This window comes from Spirochaetae bacterium HGW-Spirochaetae-1, from assembly GCA_002839375.1.
Classification (GTDB): Bacteria; Spirochaetota; UBA4802; order UBA4802; family UBA5550; genus PGXY01.
Window position 1 is genome coordinate 1 of the sequence record PGXY01000009.1, and the last position, 13,121, is coordinate 13,121.

General features: G+C 39.4%; 14 protein-coding genes. 12 read left to right on the top strand and 2 right to left on the bottom strand.

Features of this window, described 5'->3' with window-relative positions; genetic code table 11:
* Positions 1 to 1,214 precede the first annotated feature (1,214 nt).
* From CVV44_17210 to CVV44_17225, 4 genes are all read left to right on the top strand, one after another.
* Positions 1,215 to 1,739 (top strand): hypothetical protein, encoded by a 525-nt coding sequence (locus CVV44_17210; GenBank protein ID PKL35966.1) that lies wholly within the window; start codon positions 1,215 to 1,217, stop codon positions 1,737 to 1,739.
* Positions 1,736 to 2,455, top strand: coding sequence for a hypothetical protein (locus CVV44_17215; protein ID PKL35967.1), 720 nt, complete (start codon positions 1,736 to 1,738; stop codon positions 2,453 to 2,455). The genes CVV44_17210 and CVV44_17215 overlap by 4 nt, the downstream gene beginning before the upstream one ends.
* Before the next feature lie 130 nt (positions 2,456 to 2,585).
* Positions 2,586 to 3,593, top strand: a complete 1,008-nt coding sequence (locus CVV44_17220) for a hypothetical protein (GenBank protein ID PKL35968.1) — start codon at positions 2,586 to 2,588, stop codon at positions 3,591 to 3,593.
* Between the two features lie 59 nt (positions 3,594 to 3,652).
* Positions 3,653 to 5,947 carry a hypothetical protein gene (locus tag CVV44_17225; GenBank protein PKL35969.1) on the top strand — a complete coding sequence of 765 codons (2,295 nt, stop codon included), beginning with the start codon at positions 3,653 to 3,655 and terminating at the stop codon, positions 5,945 to 5,947.
* Positions 5,948 to 6,182: 235 nt separating this feature from the next.
* On the opposite strand, the gene CVV44_17230 is transcribed toward CVV44_17225, so the two are convergent.
* The gene (locus CVV44_17230; protein PKL35970.1) at positions 6,183 to 6,545 is read right to left on the bottom strand and encodes a hypothetical protein; all 363 of its coding nucleotides are present in this window, start codon (positions 6,543 to 6,545) and stop codon (positions 6,183 to 6,185) included.
* A 195-nt stretch (positions 6,546 to 6,740) separates the two neighbouring features.
* Here CVV44_17230 and CVV44_17235 point away from each other — a divergent pair, with 195 nt between their 5' ends.
* The 8 genes from CVV44_17235 to CVV44_17270 all read left to right on the top strand — a co-directional run bounded on the left by CVV44_17235 (position 6,741) and on the right by CVV44_17270 (position 12,172).
* Positions 6,741 to 7,082: a hypothetical protein gene (locus CVV44_17235; GenBank protein ID PKL35971.1), complete on the top strand. Its 342-nt coding sequence runs from the start codon at positions 6,741 to 6,743 to the stop codon at positions 7,080 to 7,082.
* A 167-nt stretch (positions 7,083 to 7,249) separates the two neighbouring features.
* A complete protein-coding gene (locus CVV44_17240; GenBank protein ID PKL35972.1) occupies positions 7,250 to 7,465 on the top strand; it encodes a hypothetical protein in 216 nt (71 codons plus the stop codon).
* Positions 7,466 to 7,715: 250 nt separating this feature from the next.
* Entirely contained in the window at positions 7,716 to 8,204 is a 489-nt protein-coding gene (locus CVV44_17245) for a hypothetical protein (GenBank protein ID PKL35973.1), read from the top strand.
* A 283-nt stretch (positions 8,205 to 8,487) separates the two neighbouring features.
* Positions 8,488 to 10,059 (top strand): hypothetical protein, encoded by a 1,572-nt coding sequence (locus CVV44_17250; protein ID PKL35974.1) that lies wholly within the window; start codon positions 8,488 to 8,490, stop codon positions 10,057 to 10,059.
* Between the two features lie 42 nt (positions 10,060 to 10,101).
* The gene (locus tag CVV44_17255; GenBank protein PKL35975.1) at positions 10,102 to 10,599 is read left to right on the top strand and encodes a hypothetical protein; all 498 of its coding nucleotides are present in this window, start codon (positions 10,102 to 10,104) and stop codon (positions 10,597 to 10,599) included.
* Positions 10,600 to 10,644: 45 nt separating this feature from the next.
* Positions 10,645 to 10,986 (top strand): hypothetical protein, encoded by a 342-nt coding sequence (locus CVV44_17260; protein PKL35976.1) that lies wholly within the window; start codon positions 10,645 to 10,647, stop codon positions 10,984 to 10,986.
* A 494-nt stretch (positions 10,987 to 11,480) separates the two neighbouring features.
* Positions 11,481 to 11,882, top strand: coding sequence for a DNA-binding protein (locus tag CVV44_17265; protein PKL35977.1), 402 nt, complete (start codon positions 11,481 to 11,483; stop codon positions 11,880 to 11,882).
* Complete coding sequence (locus CVV44_17270) at positions 11,852 to 12,172, top strand: nucleotidyltransferase (GenBank protein ID PKL35978.1); 321 nt, start codon at positions 11,852 to 11,854, stop codon at positions 12,170 to 12,172. The genes CVV44_17265 and CVV44_17270 overlap by 31 nt, the downstream gene beginning before the upstream one ends.
* Before the next feature lie 276 nt (positions 12,173 to 12,448).
* Here CVV44_17270 and CVV44_17275 read toward each other — a convergent pair whose 3' ends face one another.
* Positions 12,449 to 13,099 carry a hypothetical protein gene (locus tag CVV44_17275; GenBank protein ID PKL36266.1) on the bottom strand — a complete coding sequence of 217 codons (651 nt, stop codon included), beginning with the start codon at positions 13,097 to 13,099 and terminating at the stop codon, positions 12,449 to 12,451.
* Positions 13,100 to 13,121 lie beyond the last annotated feature (22 nt).

Below are 13,121 nucleotides of genomic sequence, written 5' to 3' on the forward strand. Positions count from 1 at the left end.
GAGAAAACGGCTTGATTTTTCAACACCGATGGAATTGTTTTTGAAGAAAGGTGTTGCACTTAATTGTTGAATCTAAGATATTTGCATAAACTCGTCTTGACAGTATTGCATGGAAGGATATTTTATTCTTAAAACGTGAAAGAGGCAGCTATGAGCAGGGTAATAATTGATATACACAACAAATCGAAAGAGAAGGCGCTGATAGAATTCCTGAAATCGATTCCTTGCTCTGGAACATCTCAATGACCAGAAAAAGCTCCAGAGAGTAGCCGTAAAAGCGTACACAGACATTATCCGGGTCGAGGCACTAAAAAAAAGCAGTCAGGAAATAAAAGCTCCATTGTACGATCACAGGCCACGATGATGCTAGAGACTAGGACCTTTTAAAAAAAATTATCCTGAAGGGAGACCACTGGTTCGTTGAAGAAGAGGCCATAGCATGAATCAATGATCAGAAATTCATTGCATCTATTGCCCTGGATAAAAATAAAAACTTCTCACTAAGAAACAATACCATAAAAAATCTCAGGGATGATGAAAGCGTAAAAAGAATCATATACGACCCCTCTAAAAATTACCTTCTGAAAGGCCTCGTCGGCACTCACAACAATTGCCACGCTGTGTGGCCGTTCGCTGCGCAAGTGTAAGAAAAGCTGAGTCAATGTAAAGCAACCATTCCCGGTGTGCGCACAATCCCGAATGGCATATTAATACCTGGTGCCGGAGACACTCAGTGATTATTTGACAGGTTTAGTCAACATCCTCCCAGCTTCCCGTTACCATGATATAATGACCTCGTTTCAATACCTGTTATATATCATAACTGCATTGAAATGACCGGTCTTTTCATGTCCCTGAAAAGTATTATCGGACTTTTCAGGGACATGATTAGTGTACAAAATTGTATTGACTTTTTAGAGCATATTTACACAATATTGTTCTAAATTGGAACCGGTTAATAAACACTATTATTAAATGCACAGATACTATCCTCTCTCAGTAGAGGACCTTTTGGCATATCAGAATAGAGTAGATCCGGACCCTGTAACTAATTATTTTCAGGTGAATTTCCTGAAATCAGTTACATACACCATCCCAAATCCCTCTTTGCCCCTTTCTGATACCCATAATCTGAATATGCAGTCTATATATTAAAATACATGTAATGATGTATCGATTTAAAAAAATTTCGGACCTACTTAAAAGAAAAATCAATGGCTGTTGACAAAAAAAAACGTGATCGATTTTCAGAAATGTATATCGAATATTTTCCGCTGGTTATGAATGCATTGTTTACGAAAGTAGGAAATAAAGAAGACGCGAATGATATATGCCAGGAAGTATTTATTCTATTGTATGAAAAATTCGATGAAGTGTTAAATGTCAGAAAGTGGTTATTTGGCACATTGAGATATGTTACTTGCAGGTACTATGAACAGAAATCTAAAAACAGGGAACAGATTGACAGACTTTTCGATGATATTGCGCTGACATTTACCAATGGATTTCGAGACACAAGAATCATAATTAACGAAGCAATTGAGAAGGCTGACATGAGTGAGGAAGAAAAACTCATTTTTGATTATATTGCTGTTTACAACTACAGCTATTCGAATGTTGGAGATATTTTAGGCCTCTCAAAAAGACAAATTGGATACAAATTTATTAAAATAGTAAACGGTATACTGGAATATTTAAAGGTAAATCATGGTATAGAGAGCATTGAGGAGCTGTTATGACCGTAATCGTCAATAACTTCCGCGAACTTCTCGATAAATATAAATTTGTCTATCCGGTACCTGAGGATATCCAGTCTTTCGCGGTATTGAACAGCAAAAAGGGACTCACAGTCATTCTGAAAAATGCCGGCGATTATAGCTTCATTTTCGGAAAAGTGCTGTTCATTCTATATGCAGCCAGGAAATTTAATATTAAGTTAACCATCGCCCGGTCTCAATTTTTACTCATTTTATCTTCAGCCGTGATGTTGGCTCTCACCACAGCATCCTTCTATTTTCTATTTTCAAATTTCCCGTCAGCACCACATCTACCGGAAAAGACCATTGAAAATAATTCTATTATTGAAAAATATAAATTAATCGCCCCGGATTCACAACAGAATCCGGCAATACCCGTTAATTATTTGATTGGAGTTGATTCTTTCACGGGAAGTGCCGATGCCGTGATTATTTCCGAAAAAATTACTTCTGAACTGGAACAGATCCTGGGTAAAAGAAAAGTGCTCATACTCGGTAAAAAGGCCATCGATATAAATCCACCTAAAATATTAATGGGATCCGTGCAAAACCTGGGAGAAACCAAATACCTGACAATCAAGCTCATAAACAGCAGCACCTCCCGGATTGAATATTTAATTTCCGTTAAACTGAAATCAGAAGAGGAAACAGCGGCAGCCTGTGCAGATATAGCAAAAAATATTTCTGAAAAATTGTAAATATCTTTGTCACGATTTTAAGTAAAACCGGACTATATAGCAAATTCTGAAATAAGACAGGTAGATAAAACCAATTATCATATATCTGTTAATAATTAATTGGACAATATAAAATAAAAAGGGAACCAAAATGAAAAAAAGAAAAAAATTTATTACAATTTCATTTTTAATTATACAAACAGCTTTTCTTTTTATTGTTCATAGTGCTTTTGCACTAGAAAAGAAGAAAGTGGCAATTTTAAATTTTGTACCGAATAATGTTCCTGCCTCCTATGCCAATGTTGTCCGCGATATTACAGAAGTACGTCTATATAAAACAAATGCCTTTGACATACTTGAAAGAAACCGTATCGAAACCATATTACGGGAACAGGGGTTTGAACAGACGGGCTGCACGGATACGGGCTGCGCGGTGGAACTGGGCAAAATGCTTTCTGTTGATATGGTCGTACTGGGGAGCGTGAATAAACTGGCAAAATTCACCATTACATTAAAATTTATTGGTGTAAGAGAGGGCAGCGTGATGTATGCCGATTCCGAAATTGCCGATGTGGAAGGGGTAATAGAGAGCTCGATCAATTTACTGGCTAACAGATCCGCTGAAGGGATTCTTAATCTAACACAGGGACCGGTAAAAGTGCCAGCCAAGCCCTCACCTCCAGAAAATAAAACTATGGCTGGTTATTATTTCAGGGGCATCATCCCGGGACTGGCGCAACATTATTCTGACAGGTACGTTAAAGCCGCATTTTTCGGTATCGGATTTCTTGCAGGCGGTGCTTATTTCGGATATTCCATATACAACTGGAGTGATAAAAGAAATATTTATGAGAACGAAGATTATGCTGGATTAACTGAAGCGGAGCAACAGGTCCTGCACGATAAAAATTATGATGCAACGCAGAAGGCCTTCAGACAGGCAAATATAGCGCTGGGGATATTTGCCGGGATATACCTGCTTAACTGGATAGATGTACTGTTTCTGTCAAAACCGGATTTCAGCAGCAATACACCGGGGATCCTTCATTACAATGACGGAGTTAATAATATCTACTTCAGTTTTAATCTTAATGATAACAGTATCAATGAATACTATAATGAGATTAACTGTAATGTTAAAATAGGAATTTCATTTTAGCAGTTTGGATTTCAAAACATCACCTGTTCAAAAGGAATATTATTCAAAGGAGCCGGGTTATGAATAAAAAACATGTTCGCATTGCAACACTGATTATTTTTTTGTTGTCATCTCTTATTCTATCATGCGGCGTGTGGGAAAATCCAGAGAGTAATTACCCCACTGAGAATCGTGTGAGTACACCACAATTCAGTTATGCTGGCGGCATATACAACAGTGACATTAGTGTTGAAATTGGGTGTACAACGCCAGATGCACAGATTTACTATACAAAAAATGGAGAGGCTCCAACTATTTTTTCCTCGCTATATAATACACCAGTATTGATATCAGGTAATGGCACTGAAATAACAATAAAAGCAATTGCAGTAAAGGACGGTATGGAAAACAGTAATATTGCCGAAGCAACATATGAGATTGATATCAGCGATATTGATGTTACGTCCCCGAACACTTCTGCAACATGGTGGTGGAATAAAGAAAATGTAGAAGTAACCTGGGAGCATGGAGACCTGGACGGAAATGTCAGGCTGGATCTCTATAAAGGAGAGACTCTTGTTGACACGATTATTTCATCCACTACTAATGATGGGAGTTATACTGGGTATAATGTTCCATCTGGTTTGAATGTTGGAGCCGATTATCGGGTCCGTGTTTATTATGATTCTGAACATTATGCCTTCAGTGAATACTTTACAATCACAAGTTATTTAATCAAGATCACCCTGCAGTCCGGGATTATTAATGGTTACATGATAAGCCCGTCAGACCCGGAGATTACTGTTGACGCGTGTTCACAAATAACCGGCAATTTGATTGTCAGGGTCATCAACAACATGCCGGCAGCCGCTATCGCGCCACTGGCAGCAACACCTACCTGGGGAAACCCCGAAAGCAGCTACTGGGCAATCAACAGTGATGTAAGTACCGGTGAGAATGACTATACGGTTCCCATAGACGTAACCGTGCCCTGTGAAAGCGGGACATATTATATTGTCGTCGCCATGGCAGGGACGTATAATGCTGATCAACTAATGTCAGGCACACATCCCGGTTGCACAGCAGACTGGACAAACGGCAATATCGTTGCACTGTTAGATGAAAGCAATTTTGAGACGGCCATTGAGCAGGGATACATAAACTTCAGCTGGTACGATCCAGATGGACCGATTGCGGGCACGATGGCAATGACCGCCGTCAGGATAATTGTTGAAGAAGCGGTAGATGGCACATATTCTTTCCGATGTGTCGATAGCGAAAAAGAAATCGCCTACAAAGAGATCAACTATGGTGATTTTACACTTGAGGTCGACTTTAAAATGGAAGAGTGCACATGGTCCGGTGGTATAGCCTTTGGCTTATGGAATCCTGATATAGGTAACAGCAGTAGAGCAACTTTTGGTGTAAGCAATGATGACGGCGGCCGGGTATTTATTTTATCAATAGATGGTGGTGGTTCTCAGAAAGCTTATTACAATTATTCATTAGATACATGGTACACAGCCCTGATGAGTTACGACTGGAGCGAGCAGTCATGCACATTGGTAATTAAAAATCGTTCAAGCGGAACAACTGTAGCAACGGCATCGATAACAGATGCTCCCATTCCTGCAGGGGTTTCAGGCCTGTTGATCGGTAACCCTGGTGGAGATGGCTATGGTACAGCTTCATGCGAGATTGATAATCTCAGTATGACAGAAAACGGCCAGGTCGTATACCAGGAAGATTTTTCACAGGATCCCGCATGGACTGTCACTGATCCTTCTGATTTATACAGAATAAATTCTTCCGAAACATACCATTTAACGTGTGTTGAAAGCGAAGGTGAATATGTCTATGAAGACATCAACTACGGAAGTTTTACACTTGAAGCGGATATTAAAATCGACGCATGTACCTGGTCAGGAGGTGTACTTCTTGGTTTATGGAATCCTGACATAACTGATTCTGGCCGTTCAATATTAATTTTCAGTAATGCTGATGGAGGGAGGAATATAATGCTATCAACGACTGATGGTGCTGAGACACAATATTTTGATTACACATACACAAACTGGTACAGATGCATACTTTCATATAATTATCAGGAGAGAACTACAAGTCTTGTAATACAAGACCGTTCAACAAGTACAATAGTAGCAACTTTTTCAATGGAAGATATATCCGCACCATATAAAATAACACAACTGATTCTTGGCGATCCAGGTGGCGATGGGTCCGGCATGTCGTCAGGCGAAATAGATAATATAATAATTACAGAAAACGGTCAGGTCGTATATGATGAAGATTTTTCACAGGATCCAGGGTGGACGGCAACGGATGTTACGGACCTTTTCTGGATGATTGCAGAGTAAGTGATGAATGCCAGGAAACATTGTTGACACTTTTATTTTACAGAATTGAGGACTCATCAGGTATTATAAATAGACTTTTCCATTTGTTCTTTTTTCTGGAAGACTTTTAAAATTTGTTCTTTGACATCAACAACAGCGATAAAATGTTCATACCTATAGTTAGATGAAATATTGAATTTTGCGGATAATATATTAATGCATAGATTGTTTCTGATATAACAAGCAATTCAATTTTTTATTGCTTATTCTCTTTCGGGTAATCCTGTATGATTCGTTCCATGAGTTTCAGCACCAGTTCGCAATCCTCAATACCGGCTGTTTTGAAAAACATCTCAATGAGTTCCCGGCGATAATGGTGCGCCTCATCAAGGGACTTATCATGTTTTTCAGGAAACATTTCTCCCCTGCCCTGAATAAGCCAGTCAGCAGAACAGTCGAATTGTTGCAGCAGCAGCATAATAAAGGCAAAGGAAGGGCTCTGGGCCCCTGATTCGACCATTGCAATCATTGATTTTGATATATTGAGTTTTTTTGCAAGTTCGGCCTGGGTGAAATTTAATTTTTTCCTTAATTCTTTAATACGGGTGCCTATTATCATTGGATTCCTTGTTCATATATTTTTTGTCGTTCTGAATAAATATCCTGTTTCTTCTATAATATAAATAATTATCCACTAAAAAATTAAAATGATAAAAATATTTTTTATATAAGTATAGCTCTGCAAATCATAATATATGATATTTTGTATCTTTATGCATTATATTATCTTATTATATGATAATTTGAGGGAATTATGCCCGGAAAACGGATCAGAGAACTGAGGGAATTGTTGAATATAACTAAGCATGAGTTTTCACACAAAACCGGTTTACCCTTTACATGTTTAAAAGCGGTTGAGTCCGGAGCAGCACATCCGGACCTGGAATACATACAATTGATCCTTGAAAAATACCCAGTCTCTGCTCAATGGCTGTTGCGCGGTCAAGGACCCATGATTTTCCCTGAGGATACAACAGAGCTGTTAAAAGATCCGCGGATGGCCAGGATGCTGCTTTTTTTAGATACAGCTGATGATAGGGATATTGACTTCGTTCTTTCCGTTATGGATCGCTTTACTAAAGGAAAGGCGGGGTAAAAATAAAAGCGAACGGAGGTCTTGAAAAATGAAAGAGCGTATATTAAGAAAAGTAATTATGAAATCGTATATTGTTAGAAAGATTGTGACATTTGTTTTTATTTTTTTCACTGCCGTCATCTTGCCATCAGTTATCTCCGTCTCATGTGAGAATGAGGATGCCTGTGATGCTGCAAGAGAAGAATGTTATGATCAGGGCGGGACACCTCAAAATTGTGAAGAAAGTGTTGAAGGGTGTTACGACAAATGCCAGTGTGAATGTGTTAATCAGCATGCAAACATCATTAAAAAAACCACTTCCTATTATCCAGAAGAGATTGACACAATTAAGGATGAAGAAAGTGACGAATGATTTTATTTTTTCAGGCATTTCTGCTATATAAATAATGTAAAGCCTTATTATCTCTACTCCCTGCTAATTACAAAGTTGGGGGTATTATTATTATTTATCTATACTCCAGAGGTGAATTATTCTGGAACGAACAGTTATTTTATTAAGCTAATGATTGAAATACGGATAGTAATATTTCTTTTATTACTGTTTCAGTTAAAAAATAAGAAGAACCATATGAAAAGTAAAGATGAAATAGCAAGTAAATATACGAACAATGGTTCTGATGAAAAGGAGAAAAAATGAAAATCAAAAATTTATTGTTTCAAATTATATCTATATCAATTTTATGTATTTTACTTTGTTGCGATGATTCTGGTTCATCAGACGAATCTTCCATAAAAATCCCATCTAAATTAAACGGCAAGTGGCATTTTGATACTTATGCAGTTGAAACAAGCTCTCCAGGAATATATGCGTTTTATAGAACATGTGATGATAAAGGAATATGTGCAAATCTAATTCATAATTTTCAAGAAACATCCTTAACAGTAAAGAAAGTGGCCTTAAGTCTTTCAGGATATTATTATCTTGAAACAGTATGGGTAGTCGAGTTTAAATTAATAGATTCTGGAGATAGTGAATTACTGTTTGAAGTAGTAAATAATATCGACGCAGATGATTATTATTTTCGAATCGGCTCAAAACACCAATTCGATTACTGGTTTAGCAGTGAATATCTTTATTTAGCTATGGATGGTGAAAAAGGTCAATGCTGTACAAAGATTTAACAAGGAAAAAGGTTTGCAGACAGGGATATATAAAATTTTATTCATCTGATGTATATGATGGAGATATTTTATTTTTCGGTTTATGTAAATGGGAAATATAATTCCCTTTTACTTTCCCATTAGTGGAAAGTTCTACAACACTATGGAGGATTCTATCACTGGAGAATATGTGGCGAGGTGACATCGAGCGGAAGCTGGGGAATTAATTTTTAGTAAAATATCAGTTTAGAAGCGTTTTTAAAACAATCTATATACTAACAACCAATTATTACTGGAGGATGCCATGAAAAAATTTATTGTATATATTTTTTTTATAGCTGCAGCATCCATTTTCATCACATGTGAAAACACAAATACTGATGATACTGATTACCATAAGCCTGATTTAGTCGACAGCGGTAGTTATTATGAACAACTAATACCAAATCCGGTGAGTTATGGAGAAAATTTTCAGGCTCTCTGTATGGTTGGAAATAACAGCGAAGTTGATGCAGGTTCTTTTTATATCGATCTATACGCCTCAACTGATCAGAGATTTACCGGGACAAGTGATTATTTTATTGCCAGACAGAGAGTGTCTTCCATGCCGGCAGAATCAAGCGATGTTATAATCATTATTGAGCCGGATGATTTTATTAAGTTTCCATCTATACCCTCCGGTTATTACTATATCCTTTATGTCATAGACAGTACCAATTCTATTGAAGAAAGTAATGAAAGCAACAATGTAGGTTTATGCACAGGAAGCACTTTACATGTTGACGGTGAAGATACTACCTATTCAATAGTGGCAACAGCTGGTAATGGAGGCAGCATATCACCGATTGGTAGAGTATTTGTAGAAGAAGATGATGATCAGACATTCACAATAACACCGGATGAAGGCTATGCTATCTCAACTGTATGGGCTGATAGTATATATGTAGGCCCTGTATCAAGTTATACATTTTACAATGTTGGTTCCAATCACACCATCAGTGCGTTTTTCCGCGCTTCTCCAAGCTTACTTGTTAGGGATGGTTGTGATCCTCACCTTTCTCCTGATGGCTTAAAAATTGCATTTGTTCGACTTACCAGTACAGCAAATAATGCCACCTCGGATATTTGGACCATTAATGTAGATGGTACGAACTTGACTCATGTAACAAATACGCCCAATGATAGCGAATTTTGTCCGCAATGGACTCCCGATGGCGCTAATATTGGTTTTATTAAAGTTGCCGGATCCTACTCCGGCCACACTGGAGGAACCCTCTGGGAAATCAGTCCTAATGGAACAAACCTAACGCAGACATGGTCTTTAGATGTTGTTGATTCATTTTGTTTCTGGATTTGCGATCTCACTCCTGTACCGTCATCATCCTGGTTTACAGTTATGGAATATAGAGGTGATGGTGTTACCGATGGTCTTTACCTGGGTTTCGGCTGGCCCTTAAGTAATTCAGCTCTTAGATTAGCCTGGGGGACAGACCCAACCAGTCCTAATAATCCGACAACTACCAACCCAAGAATTGCATTGTTTAATCCTCTTATTGGCGAAACATGCGGAGCATATACATTTATACCATCAGATAGTCAGAGCATTAATCCACCTATAAAGGTAGAGAATACTGGAAATTTTCCTTGGCCATGCATGTCCCCTCAGGGATCAAAAATTATTGCCGGTGCAGATGGTGGCGAACCCAACGGACTTTATGTAATGAGTCTGTCGGGTGATAATCTGACACAATTAACATTCGACGGGAGACCTGATCATCAAGCAACTTGGAGCGGTAGCACAGTTGTTTTTGTTCGTGTACCCTCTGAAGGTACCTTATATCACGGTGATTTATATAAAATGACTCTCCAAGAGTAATCGACAGCTAAAAGGCATTTTGTCCCAGCACATCATATATAAATATATTCACTGGGAATAATACCCGAAAATAAAGGGAATGACGATGAGTTCCCTTTTCAGGTCGGAAGTAACCGTGCCGAAATTTTTAGAGGACTTTATGGCGTCGGTGTAGGAATCATCCAAGGCATTGTTCCCGTAGGATTCGAGTTTTTCCAAGTAAATCACCTTGACAATACAAAGGCCCGCCGCGACGCGGGCCGTTCCGGCAAAGACCTGCAGGTCATTACTTCCCAGGGGAAGAAGGCCGCGGCCTTTGTGAAAAGCCTGGTGGGGAAGGGCAGTGTGCTGGAAATTGAATTTGATGTGGAGCGCCGGGACCGTTACGGCCGGCTTCTGGCATATCTCTATTTTCCCGATGGGAGGATGCTCAACGAGGAAATCGTGAGGGCAGGGTACGCCAGTGTTATGACCATCCCGCCCAATGGGAAGTACAAGGACCGGTTCCTGAAGGCCTACCGCGAAGCCAGGGAGAGCAGGGTAGGGCTGTGGGGGGAATAATCATATCATAAAGACTTTTTTACAAATCTGATTTAGGAATTAAACATGGAATTGATTGGACGCATATTAAGACAGTTTGCCAAGCTACGGTTTAAACAGCTGAATTTGGCCACTATTAAAGATATTCCAACAAAGCAATTTAATAAAATAATTGAAGAACTAATCGATTCCGGTTGGAAAAAAATATATGTTTATAATGGTTTCGATGCCTGGATAGATTATGGAAAAGTAAAACTGAAAAGACAAGGAATTGTGCTTACCTTTGAGTGGGATAACTGGACTGAGGGCAGTATCGAAGGACCTCATGATGTTATTGAAGCTCTGGGTAATGAAAGAGGTTATGAAGTAACTCATGAATGGCGGTGGAGTGAATATGATGATAATTAATCATAGATATTAACCCACATTAAAGCATATAAAAAGGTTAATATTCCCCAACAACATTATCATTATCCTTATAGGTGTTTTTGTATCGAAGGTTCTGAAGGCGGTCACATATCCTTCTGCGTACGTTAGGGTTACGAAAGATACGCCAGCAATATCATCCCATTCCTTGTATCTAATAGTCTGCACAATATATTTTCCAATCCCACGTTTCTGTAATTTATTCTTTGTACTCAGCCGGTACTGCTCGAGCTTTTCCTCGGCCTCGGCAACCGTATCGCTGCCCGGCTTCCCGAGGTACGCTGTTTTTACCTTTCTATCTTCCCGGTATTTGAGGTAACAATACTCGTTGCCGTTTATGGTCTTTCTCTAAATTTCAAAGAATGACATCTTGTATATTACAGTAAATAGTCATGTGAAAAAATACAGATCAGGACAAAGAGAGACTGTGCCATATATGGCTTGACAGTACTGATAACCGCCACATATAATGAGCTATGGATAAGAAAGAACTGATAAACTATTGGAAAGAGACCTCTGATCGCGATTATGGGACTATGAGGAATCTTTACAAGAGCGGGGATTATCACTGGAGTCTGTTCATGGGCCATCTTGTGATTGAGAAGCTTCTTAAGGCATTATATGTGAAGAATAATGATGAGGGCGCGATTCCTCCAAGAACGCATGATCTCGCGTTTCTTGCCGAGCGCTCCGGCGTGACTACCAGTGAAGAAATGAAAGATGCCCTGGATATCGTGACTACATTTAATATCAATGCCAGGTATCCTGATTACCGGCAGGATTTTTATCGCAAGTGTTCAAAAGATTATACCGGCGCATCTATCGAAAAAATAGAGGAGATTCGTAAATGGCTGATATCGCTGTTGGAGAAAATATAAAGGACATTCTTTGCAGGTACGCGAGCGTTCTTGAAGCACAGTATAGCCTGCGCGGCGTGTATCTCTTCGGTTCGAGGGCCCGCGGAAACGAAGACAAAGACAGCGATATTGACGTTGCTGTCGTCGCTGATGATTTTACGGGGGACCCTGTCGATGACAGGCTTGCTCTCATGAGATTGAGGCGGGGCATTGATCTTCGGATCGAGCCACTCCCGTTTCATTCTCGTGATTTCGTACTCTCCCATCCCATGGCAAAAGAGGTTATGGAGACGGGAATCAGGATACGTTGAAACGACAGGCGTACTATTGTCATAAACCATTGCATTCCCCATCCCGCTCCAGGGTTCGACTGAATTGTCCTGGTAAACCTGAATGGACCCCGGTTCCATCGACATTTCCCCCATGCGCTGGTGAATTCTGATCGAGTAGTTTATTGAGCACTCTTCTGATAATATTCTTTATGTCGCATAACGCCGTGTTATGCGAAAAACAAGCTTTACTTCTGTTTCTACATCTTTAAATATGTTTCCTTCTACTTTAGATTATACATACCTGTTTATCGCGTATTAGATTATGCCGCAGCATTTTTTATACTTTTTACCGCTGCCGCATGGACACGGTTCGTTTCTGCCCGTATGAGTTTTGACTGCCTTTGTCCTTTTTAAATAGTATTCTCTTAACATGGCAACGGATTCAGCGACCGCCGTGACGGATTCCTTTTTTAGCTTTTTTATCAGATCAACGGGAATTTCAGGATTTTCTTCAATAACATCATCAGTGTCGACTATTAGAAAAATCGGCGTTAAAATACCTCTTACTTTTTCATCGGGTACAAAATCCGTTTCCCAGAGTCCCAGTCCGCCCACGAAACCACTGCACCACAACTGAGCGGTATCGGGGTCCATTTGCAACTGTCCTTTCCCCGGGGCTTTTGTGTGCGAGAAAAGAGGATAAAACTCACCGTCTGCCAGGGACTTCGCTATGTCGTTGTATAAACCCATGAGAGTCCCTACGACTTCATTGGCGATATCCATTGAAGTGAATTCTATTTCCTCACCGTCTTTTTCTAGCATGAGTGGAAGCCAGACCGATGGAGGAATTATCTCGGGCGCACACAGAGCGGCGGAAAAAACGCCGTGAATAAACTCGATTCTTCTATCGTCGCCAAGAACGGTGCTGATTTTATTCTGAATGTGTATGTAATCTTTTCTGTCCATTCGATTTTCAGCCGCGTGAATG

What these genes read in the sequence shown, in the direction of transcription:
- CVV44_17215 (PKL35967.1), top strand. Translation starts at nt 1,736, where the DNA reads ATGACCGTAATCGTCAATAACTTCCGCGAACTTCTCGATAAATATAAA.
- CVV44_17275 (PKL36266.1), bottom strand. Translation starts at nt 13,099, where the DNA reads ATGGACAGAAAAGATTACATACACATTCAGAATAAAATCAGCACCGTT.
- CVV44_17225 (PKL35969.1), top strand. Translation starts at nt 3,653, where the DNA reads ATGAATAAAAAACATGTTCGCATTGCAACACTGATTATTTTTTTGTTG.
- CVV44_17250 (PKL35974.1), top strand. Translation starts at nt 8,488, where the DNA reads ATGAAAAAATTTATTGTATATATTTTTTTTATAGCTGCAGCATCCATT.
- CVV44_17240 (PKL35972.1), top strand. Translation starts at nt 7,250, where the DNA reads ATGCTGCAAGAGAAGAATGTTATGATCAGGGCGGGACACCTCAAAATT.
- CVV44_17245 (PKL35973.1), top strand. Translation starts at nt 7,716, where the DNA reads ATGAAAATCAAAAATTTATTGTTTCAAATTATATCTATATCAATTTTA.
- CVV44_17235 (PKL35971.1), top strand. Translation starts at nt 6,741, where the DNA reads ATGCCCGGAAAACGGATCAGAGAACTGAGGGAATTGTTGAATATAACT.
- CVV44_17230 (PKL35970.1), bottom strand. Translation starts at nt 6,545, where the DNA reads ATGATAATAGGCACCCGTATTAAAGAATTAAGGAAAAAATTAAATTTC.
- CVV44_17220 (PKL35968.1), top strand. Translation starts at nt 2,586, where the DNA reads ATGAAAAAAAGAAAAAAATTTATTACAATTTCATTTTTAATTATACAA.
- CVV44_17210 (PKL35966.1), top strand. Translation starts at nt 1,215, where the DNA reads ATGGCTGTTGACAAAAAAAAACGTGATCGATTTTCAGAAATGTATATC.
- CVV44_17260 (PKL35976.1), top strand. Translation starts at nt 10,645, where the DNA reads ATGGAATTGATTGGACGCATATTAAGACAGTTTGCCAAGCTACGGTTT.
- CVV44_17265 (PKL35977.1), top strand. Translation starts at nt 11,481, where the DNA reads ATGGATAAGAAAGAACTGATAAACTATTGGAAAGAGACCTCTGATCGC.
- CVV44_17270 (PKL35978.1), top strand. Translation starts at nt 11,852, where the DNA reads ATGGCTGATATCGCTGTTGGAGAAAATATAAAGGACATTCTTTGCAGG.